Below are 22,087 nucleotides of genomic sequence, written 5' to 3' on the forward strand. Positions count from 1 at the left end.
CCATCGCCGTCGCGCTGCCCGAGCGCCACTGACCGAGCATCGTGAAAGTCTTCAAGGTTTCAGCGCGCACTTCCGGCCTGCTGAGGCGCCTCAACCCTCGTAACCGGCGCAGCCGAACCAACCCGGATGCGACCATGTCGCTGGTCGACCATCTGACCGAGCTGCGCACGCGGCTGCTGATCTCCCTGGCCGCCATCCTGCTGACCACGATCTTCGGGTTCGTCTGGTACTCGCATTCGATCTTCGGGCTGGAAAGCCTCGGCGAGTGGCTGCGCCATCCCTACTGTTCGCTGCCCCGGTCGGCGCGCGCCGAGATCAGCCCTAACGGCCAGTGCCGGCTGCTGGCCACCGCGCCGTTCGACCAGTTCATGCTGCGACTCAAGGTCGGGCTGACCGCGGGAGTGGTGCTCGCTTGCCCGGTGTGGTTCTACCAGCTGTGGGCGTTCATCACCCCCGGGTTGTATCGGAAGGAACGCCGCTTCGCGGTCGCGTTCGTGATCCCCGCCGTGGTGCTGTTCGTCGTCGGCGCGGTGCTGGCCTACTTCGTGCTGGCCAAGGCGCTGGGCTTCCTGCTGACCGTCGGCAGCGACGTACAGGTGACCGCGCTGTCCGGCGACCGGTATTTCGGCTTCCTGATCAACCTGCTCATAGTTTTCGGCGTCAGCTTCGAATTTCCGCTGCTCATCGTCATGTTGAACGCCATCGGCATCCTGCCCTACGAGCGGCTCAAGGCGTGGCGGCGCGGACTGATCTTCGCGATGTTCGCGTTCGCGGCGATCTTCACCCCCGGATCCGACCCGTTTTCGATGACCGCGCTCGGGTTGGCGTTGTCGGTCCTCTTGGAGTTCGCCATCCAGATCTCCCGGCTGCACGACCGACGGAAGGCCAAGCGTGAAGCCCAGGCCGTGATTCCCGACGACGAAGCGTCCGTCATCGAACCGCCCACCGCGATACCGGAGCCGTCGTTCACCGCCGGGCAACACGACGATGTCACCTGATCCGTCGCCGCCTCAGGACGTCGCCGAGCTTGTTGAGCTCACCAGGTTCACCACCGAACTTCCCTTCGCGCTCGACGGCTTCCAGCGTCGGGCATGCGCGGCGCTCGAACGGGGCCACGGCGTGCTGGTGTGTGCGCCGACCGGCGCGGGCAAGACGGTGGTCGGCGAATTCGCCGTGCACCTGGCGCTGGCGTCGGGCGGCAAGTGTTTCTACACCACGCCGCTCAAAGCGCTGAGCAACCAGAAGCACACCGACCTCACGGCGCGCTACGGCCGCGACCGCATCGGCCTGCTCACGGGCGACATGTCCGTCAACGCCGACGCGCCCGTGGTGGTCATGACCACCGAGGTGCTGCGCAACATGCTCTACGCGGATTCGCCTGCGCTGCATGGACTTTCGTATGTGGTGATGGATGAGGTGCATTTCCTCGCCGACCGGATGCGGGGTCCGGTGTGGGAGGAGGTGATCCTGCACCTGCCCGACGAGGTCCGGGTGGTCAGCCTCTCGGCGACGGTGAGCAACGCCGAGGAATTCGGCGGCTGGATCCAGACCGTGCGCGGCGACACGACGGTGGTCGTCGACGAGCACCGGCCGGTTCCGCTGTGGCAACACGTCTTGGTGGGCAAGCGCCTGCTGGACCTGTTCGATTACGACAACCACCAGCCGGCCGCCGATCGTCAGCCGCGCGTCAATCCCGAACTGCTGCGCCACATCGCGCACCGCCGCGAGGCGGACCGCATGACCGACTGGCAGCCCCGGCGCCGGGGCAACGCGGGGCGGTCGTCGCGTCCCCGCTTCTACCGGACGCCGTCGCGGCCGGACGTGATTGCCAGTTTGGACGCCGAGGGACTGCTGCCCGCGATCACGTTCGTGTTCTCCCGGGCCGGCTGCGACGCCGCCGTCCAGCAATGCCTGCGCTCATCCCTGCAGTTGACCACCCAGGAGGAGCGCGCACAGATTGCCGAGGTGATCGAGCACCGGTGCGGCGATCTCGCCGACGCCGACCTGAGCGTGCTCGGCTACTACGAATGGCGCGAGGGATTGCTGCGCGGCTTGGCGGCCCACCACGCCGGCATGCTGCCCGTCTTCCGCCACACGGTCGAAGAGCTGTTCACCGCCGGACTCGTCCGAGCGGTGTTCGCCACCGAGACCCTGGCGCTCGGGATCAACATGCCCGCACGCACGGTGGTTCTCGAGCGGTTGGTGAAGTTCAACGGCGAACAGCACGTGCCGCTGACACCGGGGGAGTACACGCAGCTCACCGGGCGCGCCGGGCGGCGCGGCATCGACGTCGAGGGCCACGCGGTGGTGCTGTGGAATCCCACCGAGGAAACCACCGAGCCGTCCGCGGTGGCCGGGCTGGCCTCCACCCGCACCTTCCCGCTGCGCAGCTCGTTCGCCCCGTCGTACAACATGACCATCAACCTGGTCCAGCAGATGGGGCCCGAGCAGGCGCATCGGTTGTTGGAGCAGTCATTCGCGCAGTATCAGGCCGACCGTTCGGTGGTCGGGCTGGTTCGCGGCATCGAGCGGGGCGCCGGGTTGCTCGACGAGATCGCCGGCGAGATAGGCGGACGCAAGGCCCCGATCCTCGAATACGCCCGGATGCGCGCCCGCATAACCGAGATGGAGCGCGCGCAGTCCCGCGCGTCCCGACTGCAGCGACGCCAGGCCGCCAGCGACGCGCTGGCCGCGCTGCGCCGGGGCGACATCATCAACATCACCCACGGCCGGCGCGGTGGTCTGGCCGTGGTGCTGGAATCCGCGCGCGATAGCTCCGACCCGCGACCGCTGGTGCTCACCGAAAACCGTTGGGCGGGCAGGATTTCGTCGGCCGACTATTCGGGTTCCTCCGCACGCGTCGGTTCGATGTCACTGCCCAAACGGGTCGAACACCGTCAGCCGCGGGTCCGGCGCGATCTGGCGTCGGCGCTGCGATCGGCTGCCGCCGGGCTGACCGTCCCGGCCCGGCATCGCGGCGGCCGCGGTGACTCCGACGGCGCCTACGAAGCTTTCCATGACCCGGAGCTGGCGTCGCTGCGCGAACAGCTGCGCCGGCACCCGTCGCACCACACGCCCGGCCTGGAAGAGCAGGTCCGGCAGGCCGAGCGGTACTTGCGGATCGAGCGCGACAACGCGCAGTTGGAGAAAAAGGTTGCGGCCGCCACCAATTCGCTGGCACGGACCTTCGACCGAATCGTCGGCCTGCTCACCGAGCGCGGCTTCATCGAAGGACGCGACGGCGATCCCCGCGTGACCGACGACGGCCGGTTGCTGGCGCGCATCTACAGCGAAAGCGATCTGCTGGTCGCTGAATGTCTGCGCACCGGCGCGTGGTCGGGGTTGAAGCCGGCCGAGCTGGCCGCGGTGGTCTCGGCGGTGCTGTACGAAACCCGGGGTGGCGAGGGGCCGGGCGCGGCCTTTGCGGCCGACGCGCCCACCCAGCAAGTGCGGCAGGCGTTGCAGCAGACGTCGCGGCTGTCGATGGCGCTGCGCGCCGACGAGCAAACGCACCGGATCGCCCCGAGCCGCGAGCCCGACGACGGCTTCGTCAATGTGATCTACCGCTGGGCCAGAACCGGAGATCTGGCCGCCGCACTGGCGGCCGCCGACCCGGCCGGCACCGGATCACCCCTGCTCGCGGGGGATTTCGTGCGCTGGTGCCGCCAGGTTCTCGACCTGCTGGACCAGGTCCGTAACGCCGCTCCGGATTCCGAATTACGGGCCACCGCCAAGCGCGCCATCAATGACATTCGGCGCGGCGTCGTCGCAGTTGACGCCGGGTAGGCTAGGCCGGAGCTACCGTTAAGCGCCGATAGCATGCCAAGAAAACACAGGCTGAGGGAGAGAGATGAGCGGACCGCAGGGATCGGACCAGCAGTGGCAGCCGCCCGGCCAAGGTCAAGGCAGCGACCACTCGTCAGACCCGACCCAGGTGGGACCGACCTGGCAGGAGCAATCGAATCAGGAGACGTCGTGGCAGGCCCCGGCGTACACGCCGCCCGCCGACTACCCGCAGTACCAACAGCCGACTGAGCAGGCCTACCCGCAGCAGTACCCCCAGCAGCAGCCGGGCTACGCGCAGCCCGGCCAATACGGCCAGCCCGGCCAATACGGCCAGCCGGGGCAGTACGGCCAGCCGGGGCAGTATGGCCAGCCGGGGCAGTACCCGCAGCCCGGGCAATACCCCCAGCCCGGCCAGTACGGCCAGCCGGGCCAGTACCCGCAATACCCGGGTTACGAGCAACCGGGCAAGAAGCGGCCGGTCGGGCTCATCGCAGGCGTGGGCGGCGCGATCGCGTTTCTGCTCATCGCGGTCGTGCTGGTGCTGGGCTTCTGGCAGCCCGGATTCTTCGTCACCACCAAGCTGGACGTCAATAAGGCGCAGGCCGGGGTCCAGCAGGTCCTCAGCGACGAAACCAACGGCTACGGCGCCAAGAACGTCCAGAACGTCAAGTGCAACCACGGCCAGAACCCAACGGTCAAGAAGGGCGCCACATTCGACTGCGACGTCAGCATCGACGGCGCGCCCAAGCACGTGACCGTGACGTTCCAGGACAACAAGGGCACCTACGAGGTCGGCCGGCCGCAGTAGCCCGCGGCCCGGTCAGTTCGGCAGGCCGTCCAGCGCCTTTTGCAGGCGGGCGACCGACGAGCCCACACCCAGCTCGGTCGCCAGTTCGGCGGTGCGGCGCGGATGGGCGGCGACCAACGGTATTTCGTCGGTGGCCGTCGACAAGGTGACGGGCGCGTCGGTGGCCACCCGTACCACCTTGCCGGCCGCCTCGATGTAGTCCAGCGCTCCCAGCAGCTTCGTGCGGATACCCTTGGCCATTTTGGACTTCGGGTCGTGGGCGGCGGCCAGGATCCGCTGCAGCGAGCCGTGCTGGGCCAGCAGCGTCGCCGCGGTCTTCTCGCCGACGCCTGGGACGCCGGGCAGGCCGTCGGACGGATCGCCACGCAGCAGCGCGAGTTCGGCGTAGGCGGGGCCGGCCCTATCCGCCGGCACGCCATAGTGCTCGGCCACCTCGGCGGGCCCGAACAACGTGGCCTTGCTCAGCCCGCGGCCGAGGTAGAGCACCCGAACCGGCACGGGGTCGTCCGACACCACCTGCAACAGGTCGCGGTCGCCGCTGACCACCACCACCGGGTCCTTGCGTTCCCGGGCCGCCAGGGTGCCCAGCACGTCGTCGGCCTCGTAGCCCACGGCGCCGGCCGTCGGAATCCCGTATGCGTCAAGGAGTTCGGCGATCATGTCGATCTGGGGTGTCAGGTCGTCCGGGACTTCCTCGACGTCCGGCTCGTCCTGCGGATCCAGCACGGCCACCCGGTGGGCCTTGTAGGACGGGACGAGGTCCACCCGGAACTGGGGACGCCAGTCGAGGTCCAGGCAGACGGCCAGCCGGCTGGGCCGCTGCCGGGTGATCACCACTGCCATGGCGTCGATGAACCCCCGAACGGCGTTGACGGGCCGGCCGTCGGGAGCGGTGATCGAGGACGGCACCCCGAAATACGAGCGGAACCACATGCTGGCGCCGTCGAGCAGGACCAGTGGTCGCATGCCGGTTATCGTCTCACGCCGCCGCGAGGCGATGCGCAATCGAGCACTAGCCTGGCTGCCATGCAGTCTCACCGCTTCGACGCAGCAGTGTACGAACGCCGGCTGGCGACCGCCGCCGCGGCGGCCGGTGACGCAGGCCTGGCCGGGCTGGTCATCACCCCGGGATATGACCTGCGCTACCTAGTCGGGTCGCGCGCACAGACCCTGGAGCGGTTCACCGCGCTGGTGTTGCCCGCCTCGGGCGAGCCGACGGTGGTGGTGCCGCGCCTCGAGCTGGCCTCGCTGAAGGGGTCGGCCATCGCCGAACTCGGCCTGGCGGTGCGGGATTGGGTCGACGGCGACCATCCCTACGATCTGGTGGGTTCCGCGCTGGGCGGCGTCCCCGCCGCGACCGCCGTCACCGATGCCATGCCGGCGTTGCACCTGCTGCCGCTGGCCGAAGTGCTCGGGGTGTTGCCGGTGCTGGCCACCGACGTGTTGCGCACGCTGCGGATGGTCAAGGAGGAATGCGAGGTTGACGCGCTGCGCAAAGCAGGGGCGGCCATCGATCGGGTGCACGCCCGGGTGCCGCAGTTCCTGGTCCCGGGCCGCACCGAGGCCGACGTCGCCGCCGACATCGCGGATGCCATTGTGGCCGAAGGGCATTCGGAGGTGGCGTTCATCATCGTCGGATCCGGGCCACATGGCGCCGACCCGCATCACGGATATTCGGATCGCGAACTGCAGGTCGGAGACATCGTCGTCGTCGACATCGGCGGCTGTTATGAACCCGGCTACAATTCCGACTCCACCCGCACCTACAGCATCGGTGATCCGAATCCGGAAGTGGCTGAACAGTATTCGGTGCTACAACGCGCCCAGCGTGCCGCGTATGACGCGGTACGCCCGGGGGTGACGGCCGAACAGGTCGACGCCGCCGCCCGCGACGTGCTGGCCGCCGAAGGACTCGCCGAGAATTTTGTGCACCGCACAGGACACGGCATCGGGCTGTCGGTGCACGAAGAGCCCTACATCGTCGCCGGAAACGATCTGCCGCTGGCCGAGGGCATGGCCTTTTCGATCGAGCCGGGCATCTACTTCCCGGGCCGGTGGGGTGCGCGCATCGAGGACATCGTCGTCGTCACGCCCGATGGCGCCCTGGCCGTCAACAACCGGCCGCACGAACTGATCGTGGTTCCGGTGGCCTGACCGATGTGTCACCGGGTCCGCGTAGGTTGGGGCGTGATGTCAATCCTGGATCTCCCGCTGCTTCCGATTCGCATCGCCCGCCACGTCCTCGACGCGGTGTTGCGCTCCGACGCACCGGCACCGGCGTCAGCACCGGCATCGGCACCGGCGCCGCCTGCTGAGCTCATCGTGGTCGACGGCATGCCCGAGGGGGTGCCGCCGGCGGCGCGGCGAGCCGAGCCCCAGCTACCCGCGCCTGCGGGATGGCCGTTCGGCGAACAGTTTCCACGCACATGCGGCGCCGGTCGAGTGGCCGACGGTGCCCTGTTCTGGACCGACTTTCTCTACGACGACCATGGCGCGACGGGCATCCCGATCGGTGACCTGAAGATTCAGGCACCGCCGCGCGGAACCTACGTCTATCCCGACGGCCCGGCGGCCGGCAACGGCGCCGACATCTTCCGCGTCGCCATCGGGCTCACCGACACCCACACCTGGTGGCGGGTCGACTGGAATACCCTGCTGGACGCCTCGGTGCCCATCGCGCTGTTCACCTTCGACACCGACCCCGCCCGAACGGCCGACGAGCAGTGGCCCGCCGGAGCCGGCATCCGTTCGAAGGGCATCGACACGGCGCTGCTGATCTCGAAGAGCGGCGCCGCGCTGATCGACCTGACGACCCAGGGCAGGATGCCGGTCGAGCACAGCGTCGACATGCAGTCGCGGTCGTTCGTGGCAAAGATCCCGCGGTCGCTGGCCGAACCCACGCGGAGCTGGACGGTCCGCCTGGCCGCCGGGTTGGCCAACGCGGGCGGGGACGGGTTCGCCGACGTGCCCGCCCTGCACGGTGCGCTGCCCGGCCAGGCCAACGTCTACAACGTGGCATTCCGCACCAACGAGCAGGAACCGCCGCACCTGAATTTCTGGTCGGATGCCGCGCAGGCCGCCGCCTTGACGCATGGCGACGTCTCCGAGTTCGCGCTGACTGTGCCGTGGGCTCAGCTTGCGGCGCGCGAAACCGCTCCCGAGCCGGTGATCACCGGTCCATCCACCCGCTGGTACGTGTCGTCGATCGAACTCGGCCAAGGCCTGCAACAAGGTTGGGCCGCCAACGACATCTTGAGCACCAAGCCCCAATTCCTCGGCCGGGTGCAGCCGTATTCGATCTGTTTGCCGTCGAGCTACGCACCGGGTCGCGCGTTGCCGCTGACCCTGCTGCTGCACTCCCTTTCACTTGGGCAGAGCCAGTTCGCCGCGATCGACCCGCGACTGCTGCACCAGGTGTGCGAGGGCCGCGACTCCGTGGTGGTCACGCCGCTGGCCCGGGGGCCATCGACTTGGTACTTCGACAGCGGCGAACTCGATGTCTGGGAGGTGTGGGCGCGAGTTGCCGAACAATTGGGCACCGATCCCAATCGCACTGTGATCTCGGGCTATTCGATGGGTGGGTATGCGACCTACAAGCTGGGGCTGAGTTACCCGCAGGTGTTCTCGCAAGCGGTGGTGCTGGCGGGGCCGCCGACGTGCGGGGTGCGGCTGCTGCCCCACGTCGACATTCCCGCCGACCTCGACCTGGACTCGTCCTGTGCCCGTGAGGGCGACACGTGGAAGCTGCTGGTGAACGCCCGATGGCTGCCGTACGTCATCGCCCATGGGCTGCTCGACGAACTGGTGCCGTTCGCCTCGGCCGCCGAGCAGGTGCTGGAGCTCGACCGGCTGGGTTACCGCCACCGGTTCGATGTCTACCCGCTCGAAGATCACCTCGCCTGGGTGTTGCAGGACAAGTTCGAGGATCCGATTTCCCACATGGGAACCGCGCTGCGCCAAGCGGATCCGGGACACATCACGTTCGCCTGGTATCCGCAATTGGTGCGCGCCGATCTGGGCATCGGGCCGCACCAGGCGTGGTGGCTGTCGGAACTGGCCGCGGCTCCCGAGGTGACCGCGCGGCGCGGGGCCGTGGCGGAGGTCGACGCGCGCTCCTACGCGCGGCCGGACCCCACCCATACCGTCCGGCACCACCGCGGATTCATCCCACATTTCGAGCCGACGCCCGGGCTGTACAGCGAGCTGGACTGGCAAGCGGGACGGCCCGTCGGCCCGCTGCCGTATCTGACGTTGCGCCTCAACGGCGTTGCCAGTCTGAGGGTCGATGTCGAACGTGCCGGGCTGGCCGCATTGCCGGCGTCGACCATCGCGGTAGCCACCGATGGCCCCGCCCAGATCACGCTCGGTGGCTTGCCCGCCGCGGTTGACGTGCGGCTCGATGGGGAACCGGCCGGGCCGGCGGTCACGGTGTCGCCCGGGCGACACCGGATCACGTTGACCGCGGGCGGGGAGGTGAATGAGTTGTCGCGCTAGGTGATCGGGCCTAGGTTGGCGAAGCGATCACGGGGTGGTATTTACTCGCCGCGGTCCAGAAGATCAGACGACCCCAGCACCCGCTCGATCTGAACCTCGATCACCACGCGTCGCGGATTGGGGCGTGGCGTGCGGTAGCGCTGGGCGTACCGCAGCTCGGCGTCGCGCACCGCGTCGACGTCGTTGTTGACCTTGGACCGGCCCTCCAGCGACAACCATCGCGCGCCGTCGACCTGGCTGAGCACGGCCAGCCCGCCGCGATCGGCATTGACCGCCTTCTGCGAACCCCCGGTGGTGATGACCCGCGCAATATGCGTCTTCGGGTCGAAGGTGAAACCGACCGCCACCACGTGCGGGGAATTGTCGGCTCGCAGCGTGGTCAGCATGGCCAGGTGGCGCTCCGACAGAAACGCCAGTGCGTCGTCGGTGAGCCGGGTAGTGGTATTCGCCATCACCGCCCACGCTAGCGCAGGTGATAATCGCAGCCGTGGATGACACGGGCGCTGGTCCAGTACTGATCCTGGGCGGCCGCAGCGAGATCGGGATCGAGCTGGCGCGACTCCTCGCGCCGGGTGCGACGGTCGTGCTGGCCGCCCGCCAGGCCGATCGACTCGCCGAGCAGGTCAACGCGCTCAAAGCCGCGGGTGCCGCGGCGGTCGACACTCGGGAATTCGATGCCGACGACCTAACCTCGCACGGGCCGCTGGTCGCCTCGATCGTCGCCGACCACGGTCCCATCGGCACCGCGGTGCTGGCGTTCGGCATCCTGGGCGACCAAACCCGCGCCGAAACCGACGCAGCGCACGCGGTCGCCGTCGTGCACACCGATTACGTCGCCCAGGTCAGCCTGCTCACCCATCTGGCCACCGCCATGCGCGAGGCCGGTCGAGGCCGGCTGGTGGTGTTCTCCTCGATCGCCGGAGCACGCGTGCGCCGCGCGAACTACGTCTACGGCTCGGCCAAGGCCGGCCCGGACGGCTTCGCCAGCGGCCTGGCCGACGCGCTGCACGGCACCGGGGTCCGGCTGCTGATCGCCCGGCCGGGATTCGTCATCGGTCGCATGACCGAGGGCATGACGGCCGCGCCGCTGCCGAGCACGCCCGAGCAGGTGGCCGCCGCGACCGCGCGGGCGCTCGCGAAGGGCCGCCGCACCGTGTGGATTCCGTGGGCGCTGGGCCCGGCGGCGGCGGTGATGCGATTGCTGCCGCAGTTCGTCTGGCGCAGGATGCCGCGATGATCCGCACCGCGAGCGTTGCAGTGGGGGCACCTCCCGCTTGCGGGGGACGAAGCGATGCGGAGGAGCGGCGCTCATGATCATCGTGATCGGCATCGGCGCCGACGGCATGGCCGGGCTCGGTGAGGTATCGCGCGCCGAACTCCGAAGGGCCGCAGTCATTTACGGTTCCAAGCGACAACTCGACCTGCTCGACGACACGGTGCGCGCGCCCCGGCGGCAGTGGCCGTCACCGATGTTGCCGGCGCTGGAGACGTTGCTCGACGAGAACACGGGCGACGTGCACGTCGTGGCCAGCGGCGATCCTCTGCTGCACGGCATCGGTGGCACGCTGATCCGCCTGCACGGCCGTGACAACGTCAGGGTTCTCCCGCACGTCTCGTCGGTGACGCTGGCGTGCGCGCGGATGGGCTGGAACGTCCACGACACCGAGGTGATCAGTCTGGTCACCGCGCGGCCGCACACGGCGGTCCGCCGCGGCGGCCAGGCGATCGTACTGTCGCAGAACAGTTCGACCCCACCCGAACTCGCCACGCTTCTCACCACGCACGGCCGCGGCGATTCCGAGTTCACCGTTCTCGAACGACTCGGCGCCCCAGACGAGCGCCGCCGCGACGGCACCGCCCGCGACTGGGCCGGCGACCGAGACCTCGACGACCTGAACGTGGTCGCCGTGCGCTACCTGCCCGACGACCGCGTGTCACCCCTGCCCGACGACGCGTTCACCCACGACGGGCAGATCACCAAGCAGGGCATCCGCGCGGTGACACTGGCGGCCCTGGCGCCACGGCCGGGGGAGCGGTTGTGGGACGTCGGCGCCGGCTCGGGCAGCATCAGTGTCCAATGGTGCCTCAGCGGGCCCGGTTGCAGCGCAGTGGTATTCGAACGCAACCAAGAGCGGCGGGGCAACCTGGAAGCCAACGCCGCGGCTTTCGGCGTCGGCATCGAGGTGCGTGGCGACGCCCCCGAGGCGTTCGACGGCGCCGAGCCACCGTCGGCGATCTTCATCGGCGGCGGACTGACCCAGCCCGGCCTGCTCGACGCCTGCTGGGATAACCTGCCCTCCGGTGGCAGACTGGTCGTCAACGTGGTCACGACCGAGTCGGAAGCCGTTCTGACGCAAGCTCATCAGCGCCTGGGTGGCCAGCTGCACCGCTTCCAGCACTACCACGGCGAACCGCTGGGCGCGTTCACCGGCTGGCGCCCGCAGTATCCGGTCACCCAATGGGCGGTGACCAAGTGACGGTGTATTTCATCGGGGCCGGCCCGGGCGCCGCCGACCTCATCACGGTGCGCGGCCAGCGACTCCTGCAAACGTGCCGGGTTTGCCTGTATGCCGGATCGATCATGCCCGACGATCTGTTGGCGTTGTGCCCGCCGGGCGCGAAAGTCGTTGACACCGGCCCCCTGGCGTTGGAGCAGATAGTCACCGAGATCAGCGAGGCGCACGCCGCCGGCCTGGATGTGGCGCGGCTGCATTCCGGTGATCCGTCGCTGTACAGCGCGCTGGCCGAGCAGTGTCGGCGGCTCGACGCCCTGGGCATCGACTACGAAATCGTGCCCGGGGTGCCGGCATTCGCCGCCGCGGCGGCCGCGCTGAAGCGCGAGCTCACCGTCCCGGGGGTGGCGCAGACGGTGACGCTGACCCGGGTGGCGACCCTGTCGACGGCCATGCCGCCCGGGGAAGACCTGGTGACCCTGGCCCAGTCCGGCGCGACCCTGGTCCTGCACTTGGCCGCCGCCCAGATCGACGCCATCGTCCCGCAGCTTCTCGACGGCGGCTATCGGCCCGAAACACCGGCCGCCGTCGTGGCTTTCGCGAGCTGGCCGCAAGAAGCGGTGTTGCGCGGCACGCTCGCCGACATCGCCGGGCAGATGCATCGGGCCGACATCACCAAGACCGCCGTCATCATCGTCGGCGACGCGTTGACCGCCGGCGGATTCACCGACAGCTACCTGTACTCGACCGGACGCGCCCGGGGGAGCAGGCATTGATGCGCATCCTGCTGCTCGGCGGCACCGGCGAAGCGCGCGCCCTGGCGAAAGCTTTGCACCCGCACATCGAGATCATCAGCTCCCTGGCCGGACGCGTTCCGGATCCCGCGCTGCCGGTCGGCCCCGTGCGCATCGGCGGCTTCGGCGGCCTCGACGGGTTACGACGCTGGCTGCGCGACGAACACATCGGCGCCGTCGTGGATGCCACCCACCCGTTCGCGGCGACCATGACGGCGCATGCCGCCGCCGCATGCGGCGAACTGCGGATCCCGCATCTGATCCTGGCCCGCCCGGCCTGGGATCCCGGCAACGCCATGGTCGTCGAGTCGGACACTGCCGCCGCGCAAACCGTTGCCCAGCAAGGCTATTCGCGGATCTTCCTCACCACCGGGCGCTCGGGCGTGCGGGCCTTCGTCGGCAACGACGCATGGTTTCTCATCCGAGCGGTCACCGACCCGGACGCGACTACACTGCCCCGTCATCACCGGGTGGTGCTCTCCCGCGGACCGTATCGCTACCACGAAGAGTTGGCGCTGTTGCGCGCCCACCGCATCGACGCACTGGTCACCAAGAACAGCGGCGGTGATATGACCCGCGCCAAGCTGGATGCCGCTGCGGCGCTGAATGTTCCGGTGGTGATGGTGGCGCGGCCACCGCTGCCCGCCGGGGTGTTGACCGCCCGCACCGTGCATGAGGCCGCCGAATGGGTTGGGGCGCTAGCCGGTTAGGTGGCTGCTCTCACTGTCGGCCAGCAGCGCATCGCGGGCGCGGGCAACGCGGGAGCGGATGGTGCCCACCGGGCAGCCGCAGACGGCGGCCGCGTCAGCGTAGGGCAGGCCGAGCAGCTGGGTGAGCAGAAGCGCTTCGCGCTGTTCGGCGTTGAGGGTGGCGATCATCGCGGTCACCTCGACCAGGTCCTCGAATCCGCGGGCGTGATGGTTTGCGCGCGCCACGTGTTCAGGATCGGCACCCAGCGCGGCGCGCGGCCGCGACTGAAGGTGGCGAATGTGGTCGGCCACCACCCGGCGTGCGATCGAGAGCAGCCAGGTGCGCGCACTGGAGCGTCCGGAGAACCGCTCGATGGCGCCGATCGCGCGCAGGAAAGTCTCTTGAGTCAGATCGTCGGCGTTGCCGGTATCTGACAGATAGGCGACGAACCGCCACACGTCTTGCTGGGTGGCTTTGATGAAGGACTCGAGCGCTCGCGAGTTTCCGCGTGCGGCTGACAACGCAAGTTCGGTTACGGCCTCGTCGTCACTCGGCGCGGTCATGCCCAACCACCTTCGTTGTGCGGGTTGTCCGATTCTACGACGGCTTGTCGTAGAGGATGCCGTCGGGGCCATGGCCGCGCGATTGATGGGTCTCAGGTGACCGCGCCGCCGAGCGCCGGGTGCGTCCGCCGCCCACGCCGGGACGTCGGCGTCGTCTGAAGCGTCGTTGCCGTGCCGTCGGTGCGAGCCCACCCGTTCCCGCGCCACCAGCAATGCGAACGCCAGGCCCAGCAGCAGGGGCATGTGGCTGGTGATGCGGGTGGCGGTGACCTCGCCGTCGAACGCGTCGACGATCACGTAACTCAGCAGCGCAAGGGAATAGACACCGGTGATCGCCGCGACGCCCGACGCGGAGGCGGGCCAGACGCCGGCGGCGACCATGGCCAGGCCCAACGCCAGCAACCATGCCGTCGACTCGTGCATCAGGTGTTCGCCGGACATCGCGCCGTGCATGTGACCGGACACCATGCCGAAATCGATGCCGCTGATCTGGGCGGCGGCGATCGCGACCTGGAAAAGGCCGACGGCGATCAGGCCCCACCGCCGGTAGTGCGTTCGAAGCCACCGCATCCGCGCCTGGTGTCCGGTCGGTTGGTCGCCGATGCTGGCCATGATTTTGTCGACCAGGTCCGGCCCGTCGCCGGGGGTCACCTTGGCCAGCCGGCGCGTCTGCACTGCCGCACCGATCAGCCAGGAGCGGCAGCCGCGGCAGGATTCGAGGTGGGCGTCGATTTGCTGCGCGAGCACCTGGGGACGCTCGCCGTCCAATCGAGCCGACAGCGCTTCGCGCGCAATCTCACACCGCATCCCTGCATCGTTGCGCATGGCACGGCCGCGCGCAAAGACTCAACCGATTTAGCGTCGGAACGAAATCGTGGGGAACTAACCGGCGCCGGCAACCGACCTCTGCTCGTAAGCATCGCCAGCCCATCCGCATGATTCACCGAGAGGTATTCGTGTCCTTGCCTGAAGGCCCCCGACGATGACCGCCCCGATCTGGATCGCGTTTCCCCCCGAAGTGCACTCGACGTTGCTCAGCAGCGGTCCGGGGCCTGGGCCGCTGCTCGCGGCCGCCGCGACGTGGTCTTCGCTGGGCACCCAGTACGCCGAGGCGGCGGAGGAGCTCAGCGCTCTGTTGGGCGCCACGCAGGGTGGCGCGTGGGACGGGCCGAGCGCCGAGCAGTACGTGGCGGCGCATGCCCCCTATCTGAGCTGGTTACTGGAGAGCTCCACCAAGAGCACGGCCGCCGCGGCGCTGCATGAGACGGCAGCGGGCGCGTACACGGCGGCGCTGGCCGCGATGCCGACGATCCCCGAGCTCGTCGCCAATCACGCGACACACGCGGTGCTGGTCGCGACGAACTTCTTCGGAATCAACACCATCCCCATCGCCGTCAATGAGGCCGATTACGCCCGCATGTGGGTGCAGGCGGCCACGACGATGACCACCTACCAGGCGGTCAGCGGATCAGCGCTGGCGGCGGTTCCGGCGACGACGCCCGCTCCGCAGATAGTCGCGCCGGGCGGCGAAGTCCAGGCGGCGGCAACGAATACCGCTTCCGAGACTCCTACCGCCACCTCATGGCAGGACCAGCTAGCGAAGGCGCTCTCGGACTTCACCCAAAACGTCCTCTGGCCGCTCGGGAAGGAGATATACCCCGACGGCTGGCCCATTGACGCGGTTCCGTTCGCCAACGCGGTGTCCTCTTTCTTCATGCAAATTCCCGGCATGAGCCCCGCGCTGGCCACAGCGTTGGGTTGGTTCATCTTTCACTCGTTGATGCTCGTCTGGCCCCTGGTGCAAGCGGCTCAGCTGGGGGTCATGGTGGCTCCATTCATGATCGCGGCTGTTTCCGCCGCCGCCGCCGCAGGCGTGGCCGCGGCAGTCGCCGGCGCTGTGGGTGCCACCGCCGCCGCTGCCGCCCCGGCGGTGAGCGTGCCGGTGGCAACGGCACCGCCGGCGCCGATGGCTACCACGCCGGCTCCCGCGCCGACCATGACCGCCGGCACCCCGGCACACGCCGGCAGCGCAACGGCTTCCAGCCCGGCGCCGAGTGTGGCCACGGCGTCCGGCGGCGGACCGGTCGGCGGCGGTCCGGGCGTCGGTTTCGGTCCGGGCCTCACGGATGGCATCGGCACCGGCATGACCGACATCCAGTACGCGGTCGGCCTCGCGGGGTTGTCGTCGAGCAGCAGCGCCAGCAGTCGCGCGCGCAAAAAGTCCCAGGAGCCCGGGCTCGACGAGGCCGACGAACCGGCCGCCGCCGCGGCGTCGGCCCCTGCCCGGTTGCGCAGTCGTCGACGTCGCGGGGCCGAAGCCAAAGATCACGCCTACCGCTACGAGTACCTGGACCTCGACTCTGACGAATCCCTTCTGGCGTCCGAGGCGGGTGCCGGGCCGCTCGGATTCGCCGGTGCCGCAACCAAATTCGGTGCCGCGCAAGCCGCCGGCTTGGCGACGCTGGCGCGGGACGGATTGAGCGATGGACCCACCGTGCCGATGATGCCGAGCACCTGGGACCGCGACTGACTCAGGCCCGGTACCGCCGCGGGGTGAAGACGCGGTCGGTGGAATCGTGTGAGTACCACTGGGTTTGCGACGACCCGACGATCAGCAGGCAGCGCATGTCGATCTCGGCGGCGTCCAGGTCAGCCAGCCTGACCACGCGGACGTCCTCGTCGGGGCCGGACACGTTGCGGCCGATCACCACGGGAGTGCCGGGTTCGCGGTGGGCCAGCAAGATGTCACGCATCGCGCCGACCTGCCACGTTCGCGTCTTGGAAGCCGGGTTGTAGATCGCCAGCACCAGGTCGGCGGCGGCGGCGGCCTGCAGTCGCGCGCAGATCACTTCCCACGGCTTGAGGCGATCGGACAGCGAGATCACCGCGTAATCGTGCCCCAGCGGGGCGCCGACCCGGCTGGCCACCGCCTGGGCGGCGGTCATCGCCGGGATGACGCGGACCTGCACACCCGGCCATTCTTTGGCCTCTTCGAGCACCGCGGTCGCCATGGCGAACACGCCCGGGTCACCCGACGACACCACCGCCACGGCACGGCCCCGCTCGGCCAGCGCGCACGCCAACCGGGCCCGTTCGGGCTCGTCGCGGTTGTCGCTGGGGTGGCGCCGCTGGCCGTATTGGACCGGCACGCGGTTCAAGTAGCCGCCGTAGCCGATCAAATCCGTCGCCGCGGCAAGCTCTCGCCGGGTCTGCGGCGTCATCCAGTCCATGTCGCCGGGGCCCAGCCCCACCACCGTGACGCTGCCGGCGGCGGGTGTGCGCCGTCCACGCTGCCCGCCCGGCAATATCGCCAGCGAAAAATACGGAACGCCGGCCTCGTCGACCTCGGCGGCGGGCAGTATGCGTTGCGTGGCGGTGCTGGCCCGCTCCACATAGAACGCCTCCTCGAGCTGTCCGGATGCCGAAAGCGCTTCGCGCACAGCGTGATACGAGCGTCCGAGTTTGAGCACGACGGCGGCGTCGGCGTCGGCGAGGCGACGGGTCAGCTCCTCGACCGGCAGCGTGCCCGGCAGCACCGACAGCACCTCGTCGCCGGCCACCAACGGTGTCGCGATGGCCGCCGAGGCCGCGCTCACCGAGGTCACGCCGGGCACGATGACCGCGTCGAACCGTGCGGTCAGCCGGGTGTGCAGATGCATGTAGGAGCTGTAGAACAGCGGATCGCCCTCGGCCAGCAGGGCCACATTGCGACCGGCGTCGAGGTGCGCCGCGATGCGCTCGGTGGCCTCGATGTAGAAGTCCTCGATGGCACCGGCATAGCCGCCGGGATGGTCGGTGGTCTCGGTAGTGACGGGGTACACCAGGTGCTCTTCGATCTGCCCCGGCCGCAGATACGGTTCGGCGATCCCGCGGGCGATGCTGCGGCCGTGCCGGGCGCTGTGATAAGCCACCACGTCGGCCTCGCCGATCACCCGCGCGGCCTTGACCGTCACCAATTCCGGGTCCCCGGGCCCCAGCCCGACGCCCCACAACGTGCCCCTGTGGGTGCTCATTCGCGCTCGCTGGCAATCGCGTTGACGGCGGCGGCGGCCATCGCGCTGCCCCCGCGACGTCCCCGCACCACCAGATACGACGTTCCGCGCGGGTTGTCGATGAGCTCCTGTTTGGACTGCGCCGATCCCACGAAACCCACCGGCCCGCCGAGCACCCCGGCCGGCGGGGCGACTCCGTCGTCGATCAACTCGAGCAGCCGAAACAGCGCGGTCGGGGCGTTGCCGATCGCCAGCACCGCTCCGGGCAGCCGGTCCGCCCACAGCTCCACGCCGGCCGCCGAGCGAGTGGTCTGCCGGCGTGCGGCCAGCTCGGCAGCCCGCGGATCGGCCACCAGGGACACCACCTGGTTGTCGGCCGGCAGTCGCGCGGCGGTGATCCCGGCGGCCACCATCGACGAATCGCACAGCACCGGAGCGCCGCTGAGCAGGGCTGTGCGGACTCGTTCGACGACGTCGTCCGTGAAGGCGACATGCTCGGCGACGTCGACCTGGCCGCAGGTGTGGATCAACCGGACCACCACTTGTGCCACGTCGGCGGGGAAGCGGGCCAGGTCGGCTTCGGCGCGGATCGTCGCGAACGACTGGCGATAGATCTCCGCCGCGTCGCGAATGTAGTCGAGCACTCGCCCACCCTAAAGCTTGGTGGAGTGACGACCCGCTGCGCCCGGTTACAGCCTGCGGTATCCGTCTGGCGTGGCCATCAGCACCTCACCGGCGAGCGGACTGCCGCAGGCCCGGTCGCAGCCGACGAAGTGCCGGTGCACCGTCGAGGCGGCATCCAGGGATTGCGCCGCGTCGGCCCGCACGTCGGCGGCCGAGCGCGCGCAGCCGGGGCTGCCGGTGCACGCGCTGACGGTCAACCAGGGCGAGTTCTCGTCGAACACCAGGCCCAGGGGCGCCAGTACCCGCAGGGCGGTGTCGGCCACCTCTTCGCTCAGATCACACACCAGCACCGAGCGCCACGGCGTGATCACCAACGGCGCCTCGATCGCGGCCAGGTACTCCGCAACGCGTGCCGGCAGCACCCCCAGCGGCACCGCGGCGCCTAGCGTCACCCGACCTTGCTGACCGGGGCAGTCCTGGCCGATCCAGCCCACCGGCGCCGTGGTGACGGCCGGAAAGGACGTGGCGCGCGGGGCGGCGTCGGGTAGCAGTTGCCGAACGTCATCCAATTCCTGGACGCGCCAAGCCGTTCCGCGGATGTCGACGAACCGTAGGGCCAGGGTCGCCAACGTTTTGACCACTTCGCCGGCCGCCAGCCGGACGCCGGTGTCGCGTCCGGCAAGCAACAACGCACACTCGTCGGCGAATGCGTGGACGCCGATGTCGGCGCGCAGCCCCGATACGTCGGCACGCCCGTCGTCCAGGCCGAACCAGAACCGGCCACCCAGCCCGGCGAGCCTGGGCTCGCGGCAGATCGCGGCGTCCAGCTCTTTGACCCACGGCCGCGCGTCGAGGTTGCCGCCGCAGCGTCCCGACAACGGTGACGCCACGATGTTGCGGACCCGCTCATGCGTCATCGACGGCAACAGGCCCGCGGCAGCCAGCGCCTCGGCGACCGCGGTCACGTCGGTCAGCCCGCGCAACTGCACGTTGCCCCGGGCGGTCAGCTCGAGCGTGCCCGAACCCAACTGGCTGCTTACGGTTGCCAACGCGGCCAGCTGGGCGGCCGTGATCATGCCGCCGGGCAGCCGGACCCGGGCCAGGGCGCCATCGGCCGCCTGGTGCACCTGCAGCGCACCCGGGCATGCGTCCGTGTCGCGCGTCCTGGCCACCCGTCCACGGTACGGCCCGCGCCGAGGGCGACGGCCGGGATTGCCTTCAGCCAGACGTAAACCCTTACTCAAGCCCCTGGTCGCGCCATAGCGTCCGCACGGTGAGCATTGCCACCGCACTCGACGCTGCGTCGAGGTCGAGCAACCCGGGCAGCGCACCAGCCGGTGGGCCGAGCGGAGTATGGGCGCGTCGCAAATGGGAAGTCGTGCGCGTCGTGTCGCCGCTGATGCTGTTGGCGTTGTGGCAGCTGGGCAGCGCGCTCGGTGTGATTCCCGCAGATGTCCTTCCGGCCCCGTCCTTGATCGTCGAGGCCGGCGTGGAGTTGACCCGCAATGGTCAGCTCGCCGACGCGCTGCACATTTCCACCGTCCGGGTTGTCGAGGGGCTGCTGCTGGGCGGGATCATCGGGCTTGTGGCGGGCGCGGCGGTCGGGTTGTCGCGCTGGGTCGAATCGACCTTGGACCCACCGATGCAGATGATCCGGGCACTGCCCCACCTCGGGCTGATCCCGCTGTTCATCCTCTGGTTCGGCATCGGCGAGCTGCCCAAGGTGTTGCTCGTTGCCCTTGGTGTGGTCTTCCCCCTGTACCTGAACACGTTTTCGGCGATCCGGCAGGTCGACCCGAAGATGCTGGAAACCGCTCAGGTGCTGGGTTTTTCGTTTTTTCAGCGGTTCACCCGGATCATCGTGCCCAGCACGGCGCCGCAGGTGCTGGTGGGTTTCCGGCAGTCGCTGGCCATCGCGTGGCTGACGCTGATCGTCGCCGAGCAGATCAACGCCGACAAGGGAATCGGCTTCCTGATCAACAACGCCCGAGATTTCTTGCGCATCGACATCATCATCTTCGGGCTGACCATCTATGCGCTGCTGGGCATCGTCACCGATGCGGTCGTCCGGCTCATCGAGCGTCGCACCCTGCGCTACCGACACTGAAAGGTCCGGGCTTTGACACTCATCGCGGAATCGGACGCCGCTACTCGCGGGGCGACCGGCATCGCCGGGGAACTGCGCCACGTCGGCAAGTGGTACGGCAATCGGCAAGTGCTGAACGACGTTTCGGTGCGGGTGCGTCGCGGTGAGATCGTCGCGCTGATCGGGCGCAGCGGCTCGGGCAAATCGACTGTGCTGCGGGTGCTCGCCGGTCTGTCCGATGACCACAGCGGGCAGCGTGTGGTTGCCGGCGCCCCGGCCCTCGCGTTCCAGGAGCCGCGCCTGTTTCCATGGCGCGACGTGCGGACGAACGCCGGTTACGGCCTGGCCCGCAGCCGCCTGCCGCGGGCGCAAGTCCGGGCTCGCGCCGACCGGGCGCTGGCCGACGTCGGGCTGTCCGACCACGCCGGCGCGTGGCCGCTGACCCTGTCCGGCGGTCAGGCGCAACGGGTTTCGCTGGCCCGGGCGCTGGTCGCCGAACCGCAACTGCTGTTGCTCGACGAGCCGTTCGGCGCGCTGGACGCGCTGACCCGGTTGACCATGCACACGCTGCTGCTGGATCTGTGGCGCCGGCATCGCTTCGGGCTGTTGCTGATCACCCATGATGTCGACGAAGCCGTGGCGCTGGCCGACCGCGTGCTGGTGCTCGAGGAAGGCCGCGTCATCCACACGCTGTCCATCGACGAGCCTCGCCGCGCACCCGGCGATCCGGGTGCCCACAACGACCAGCATCGCGTCGAGCTGCTGGATCGTCTTGGCGTGCGGCTTTGATGCGCGGATTCATCGCGCTGGTGCTTGCGCTCGCACTGCTGTTGACCGGATGCGTTTCGCGCAGCGCCAGTCTGGGGCCCAAGCCGCCGCCGGCCGCGGTGCCCGTCTCGGAGTTGTCGGGTCTCACGCTGCAGGTGGGGGATCAGAAGGGCGGTACCGAAGCGCTGCTGCGCGCCGCCGGGCAGTTGGAAAACCTGCCCTATCGGGTCGCGTTCTCGACGTTCACCTCCGGGCCGCCACAAGTCGAGGCCGCCACCGCGGGCAAGATCGACTTCGCGATCACCGGTAACACGCCGCCGATCTTCGGGGCCGCCAGCAACGCGAAGATCAAGGCGGTCTCCGCATACGGTGGCGGTGGTGTGGGCAATCGTGTTCTGGTGCACGCGGATTCGCCGATCACGTCGGTCTCCGAGTTGCGCGGTAAGGCAGTCGCCGTCGCCAAGGGCAGCTCGTCGCACGCCAACCTGCTGGCCCAGCTGGACAAGGCCGGGCTCAAACCCGCCGAGGTGAAATTCGTATTCCTGCAGCCCGCCGATGCGCTGTCCGCGTTCAGTCAGCACCAGGCCGACGCGTGGGCCATCTGGGATCCGTACACGGCCCAGGCCGAGCAGCAGATCCCGGTGCGCAGCATCGCCGAGGCGCAGGGCGTCACCAATGGCGACTGGGTCGGTGTCGCGTCCGACCAGGCGCTGGACGACCCGAGACGCAACACCGCGCTGTCCGACCTGCTGGTGCGTTTCGAGAAGGCCGTGCAGTGGGCCAGGGCTCATCCGCAGGAATGGGCTCAAAGCTATTCCGCAGCAGTGGGTTTGGATCCAAAGGTGGCGACGGTCGCGGCGACGCGCAGCCTGCGGCTGCCGACCGAACTCGGTGACGACGTGGTCGCCTCCGAGCAGAAACTGGCCGACTTGTTCGCGGCCGCCGGCCAGCTCGCATCGTCACCCAGGTTCGCCAACTGGGTCGACCGCCGATTCAACGAGGCGCTGCGGCCCGGCCTCGCCAGCTGAT

The 22,087-nt window shown here is 69.3% G+C and carries 19 protein-coding genes and 1 pseudogene; 13 read left to right on the plus strand and 7 right to left on the minus strand.

Going from position 1 to position 22,087, the window contains the following annotated elements; translation table 11 throughout:
• Window positions 1-41: 41 nt before the first annotated feature.
• From tatC to AC5Y30_RS02835, 3 genes are all read left to right on the plus strand, one after another.
• Window positions 42-998: a twin-arginine translocase subunit TatC gene (tatC, locus tag AC5Y30_RS02825; RefSeq protein ID WP_499916104.1), complete on the plus strand. Its 957-nt coding sequence runs from the start codon at window positions 42-44 to the stop codon at window positions 996-998.
• Window positions 988-3,786, plus strand: coding sequence for a DEAD/DEAH box helicase (locus AC5Y30_RS02830; protein ID WP_499916106.1), 2,799 nt, complete (start codon window positions 988-990; stop codon window positions 3,784-3,786). The genes tatC and AC5Y30_RS02830 overlap by 11 nt, the downstream gene beginning before the upstream one ends.
• A 64-nt stretch (window positions 3,787-3,850) precedes the next feature.
• Complete coding sequence (locus tag AC5Y30_RS02835) at window positions 3,851-4,594, plus strand: DUF4333 domain-containing protein (RefSeq protein WP_499916108.1); 744 nt, start codon at window positions 3,851-3,853, stop codon at window positions 4,592-4,594.
• A gap of 12 nt (window positions 4,595-4,606) precedes the next feature.
• On the opposite strand, the gene AC5Y30_RS02840 is transcribed toward AC5Y30_RS02835, so the two are convergent.
• Window positions 4,607-5,560, minus strand: coding sequence for a 5'-3' exonuclease (locus AC5Y30_RS02840; RefSeq protein WP_499916110.1), 954 nt, complete (start codon window positions 5,558-5,560; stop codon window positions 4,607-4,609).
• Window positions 5,561-5,620: 60 nt separating this feature from the next.
• On the opposite strand from AC5Y30_RS02840, the gene AC5Y30_RS02845 reads away from it, so the two are divergent.
• Window positions 5,621-6,748 carry a M24 family metallopeptidase gene (locus AC5Y30_RS02845; RefSeq protein WP_499916112.1) on the plus strand — a complete coding sequence of 376 codons (1,128 nt, stop codon included), beginning with the start codon at window positions 5,621-5,623 and terminating at the stop codon, window positions 6,746-6,748.
• Window positions 6,749-6,784: 36 nt separating this feature from the next.
• Window positions 6,785-9,088, plus strand: a complete 2,304-nt coding sequence (locus AC5Y30_RS02850; RefSeq protein WP_499916114.1) for an alpha/beta hydrolase-fold protein — start codon at window positions 6,785-6,787, stop codon at window positions 9,086-9,088.
• Between the two features lie 41 nt (window positions 9,089-9,129).
• On the opposite strand, the gene AC5Y30_RS02855 is transcribed toward AC5Y30_RS02850, so the two are convergent.
• Window positions 9,130-9,540: a F420-dependent biliverdin reductase gene (locus tag AC5Y30_RS02855; protein ID WP_064954310.1), complete on the minus strand. Its 411-nt coding sequence runs from the start codon at window positions 9,538-9,540 to the stop codon at window positions 9,130-9,132.
• Window positions 9,541-9,575: 35 nt separating this feature from the next.
• Here AC5Y30_RS02855 and AC5Y30_RS02860 point away from each other — a divergent pair, with 35 nt between their 5' ends.
• From AC5Y30_RS02860 to AC5Y30_RS02875, 4 genes are all read left to right on the plus strand, one after another.
• Window positions 9,576-10,325: an SDR family NAD(P)-dependent oxidoreductase gene (locus AC5Y30_RS02860; protein ID WP_499916116.1), complete on the plus strand. Its 750-nt coding sequence runs from the start codon at window positions 9,576-9,578 to the stop codon at window positions 10,323-10,325.
• A 73-nt stretch (window positions 10,326-10,398) separates the two neighbouring features.
• Complete coding sequence (cbiE, locus tag AC5Y30_RS02865) at window positions 10,399-11,565, plus strand: precorrin-6y C5,15-methyltransferase (decarboxylating) subunit CbiE (protein ID WP_499916118.1); 1,167 nt, start codon at window positions 10,399-10,401, stop codon at window positions 11,563-11,565.
• Window positions 11,562-12,317: a precorrin-4 C(11)-methyltransferase gene (gene cobM / locus AC5Y30_RS02870; protein WP_499916755.1), complete on the plus strand. Its 756-nt coding sequence runs from the start codon at window positions 11,562-11,564 to the stop codon at window positions 12,315-12,317. Before cbiE ends, cobM begins: the two co-directional genes overlap by 4 nt.
• Entirely contained in the window at window positions 12,317-13,045 is a 729-nt protein-coding gene (locus AC5Y30_RS02875; RefSeq protein WP_499916120.1) for a cobalt-precorrin-6A reductase, read from the plus strand. Before cobM ends, AC5Y30_RS02875 begins: the two co-directional genes overlap by 1 nt.
• Here the strand turns inward: AC5Y30_RS02875 and sigC are convergent.
• Window positions 13,034-13,588 carry an RNA polymerase sigma factor SigC gene (gene sigC, locus AC5Y30_RS02880; protein WP_499916757.1) on the minus strand — a complete coding sequence of 185 codons (555 nt, stop codon included), beginning with the start codon at window positions 13,586-13,588 and terminating at the stop codon, window positions 13,034-13,036. The two genes, AC5Y30_RS02875 and sigC, sit on opposite strands and share 12 nt — an antisense overlap.
• A 114-nt stretch (window positions 13,589-13,702) precedes the next feature.
• Window positions 13,703-14,413: pseudogene (locus AC5Y30_RS02885) on the minus strand (DUF2275 domain-containing protein); the annotation flags it as partial.
• A 157-nt stretch (window positions 14,414-14,570) separates the two neighbouring features.
• Between AC5Y30_RS02885 and AC5Y30_RS02890 the strand changes: the two are divergent.
• Window positions 14,571-16,118, plus strand: coding sequence for a PPE family protein (locus tag AC5Y30_RS02890; RefSeq protein ID WP_499916121.1), 1,548 nt, complete (start codon window positions 14,571-14,573; stop codon window positions 16,116-16,118).
• A 1-nt stretch (window position 16,119) separates the two neighbouring features.
• Here AC5Y30_RS02890 and AC5Y30_RS02895 read toward each other — a convergent pair whose 3' ends face one another.
• From AC5Y30_RS02895 to cobG, 3 genes are read right to left on the minus strand one after another with little or no spacing between them, the layout of a single operon-like run.
• A complete protein-coding gene (locus AC5Y30_RS02895) occupies window positions 16,120-17,601 on the minus strand; it encodes a precorrin-2 C(20)-methyltransferase (protein ID WP_499916122.1) in 1,482 nt (493 codons plus the stop codon).
• Window positions 17,598-18,224: a precorrin-8X methylmutase gene (locus AC5Y30_RS02900; protein ID WP_499916124.1), complete on the minus strand. Its 627-nt coding sequence runs from the start codon at window positions 18,222-18,224 to the stop codon at window positions 17,598-17,600. The genes AC5Y30_RS02895 and AC5Y30_RS02900 overlap by 4 nt, the downstream gene beginning before the upstream one ends.
• Before the next feature lie 45 nt (window positions 18,225-18,269).
• Window positions 18,270-19,376 carry a precorrin-3B synthase gene (gene cobG / locus AC5Y30_RS02905; protein WP_499916126.1) on the minus strand — a complete coding sequence of 369 codons (1,107 nt, stop codon included), beginning with the start codon at window positions 19,374-19,376 and terminating at the stop codon, window positions 18,270-18,272.
• Between the two features lie 101 nt (window positions 19,377-19,477).
• Here cobG and AC5Y30_RS02910 point away from each other — a divergent pair, with 101 nt between their 5' ends.
• From AC5Y30_RS02910 to AC5Y30_RS02920, 3 genes are read left to right on the plus strand one after another with little or no spacing between them, the layout of a single operon-like run.
• On the plus strand, window positions 19,478-20,311 hold the full coding sequence (locus AC5Y30_RS02910) for an ABC transporter permease (RefSeq protein ID WP_499916128.1): 834 nt from the start codon (window positions 19,478-19,480) through the stop codon (window positions 20,309-20,311).
• 12 nt (window positions 20,312-20,323) lie between these two features.
• Window positions 20,324-21,079 carry an ABC transporter ATP-binding protein gene (locus AC5Y30_RS02915; RefSeq protein ID WP_499916130.1) on the plus strand — a complete coding sequence of 252 codons (756 nt, stop codon included), beginning with the start codon at window positions 20,324-20,326 and terminating at the stop codon, window positions 21,077-21,079.
• Window positions 21,076-22,086 carry an ABC transporter substrate-binding protein gene (locus AC5Y30_RS02920; protein WP_499916132.1) on the plus strand — a complete coding sequence of 337 codons (1,011 nt, stop codon included), beginning with the start codon at window positions 21,076-21,078 and terminating at the stop codon, window positions 22,084-22,086. Before AC5Y30_RS02915 ends, AC5Y30_RS02920 begins: the two co-directional genes overlap by 4 nt.
• Window position 22,087: the final 1 nt, after the last annotated feature.

The sequence above is a fragment of the Mycobacterium sp. NGS27 genome (assembly GCF_059813005.1).

What these genes read in the sequence shown, in the direction of transcription:
- cbiE (WP_499916118.1), top strand. Translation starts at nt 10,399, where the DNA reads ATGATCATCGTGATCGGCATCGGCGCCGACGGCATGGCCGGGCTCGGT.
- AC5Y30_RS02895 (WP_499916122.1), bottom strand. Translation starts at nt 17,601, where the DNA reads ATGAGCACCCACAGGGGCACGTTGTGGGGCGTCGGGCTGGGGCCCGGG.
- AC5Y30_RS02830 (WP_499916106.1), top strand. Translation starts at nt 988, where the DNA reads ATGTCACCTGATCCGTCGCCGCCTCAGGACGTCGCCGAGCTTGTTGAG.
- AC5Y30_RS02840 (WP_499916110.1), bottom strand. Translation starts at nt 5,560, where the DNA reads ATGCGACCACTGGTCCTGCTCGACGGCGCCAGCATGTGGTTCCGCTCG.
- AC5Y30_RS02890 (WP_499916121.1), top strand. Translation starts at nt 14,571, where the DNA reads ATGACCGCCCCGATCTGGATCGCGTTTCCCCCCGAAGTGCACTCGACG.
- AC5Y30_RS02835 (WP_499916108.1), top strand. Translation starts at nt 3,851, where the DNA reads ATGAGCGGACCGCAGGGATCGGACCAGCAGTGGCAGCCGCCCGGCCAA.
- AC5Y30_RS02850 (WP_499916114.1), top strand. Translation starts at nt 6,785, where the DNA reads ATGTCAATCCTGGATCTCCCGCTGCTTCCGATTCGCATCGCCCGCCAC.
- AC5Y30_RS02875 (WP_499916120.1), top strand. Translation starts at nt 12,317, where the DNA reads ATGCGCATCCTGCTGCTCGGCGGCACCGGCGAAGCGCGCGCCCTGGCG.
- AC5Y30_RS02855 (WP_064954310.1), bottom strand. Translation starts at nt 9,540, where the DNA reads ATGGCGAATACCACTACCCGGCTCACCGACGACGCACTGGCGTTTCTG.
- AC5Y30_RS02845 (WP_499916112.1), top strand. Translation starts at nt 5,621, where the DNA reads ATGCAGTCTCACCGCTTCGACGCAGCAGTGTACGAACGCCGGCTGGCG.
- sigC (WP_499916757.1), bottom strand. Translation starts at nt 13,588, where the DNA reads ATGACCGCGCCGAGTGACGACGAGGCCGTAACCGAACTTGCGTTGTCA.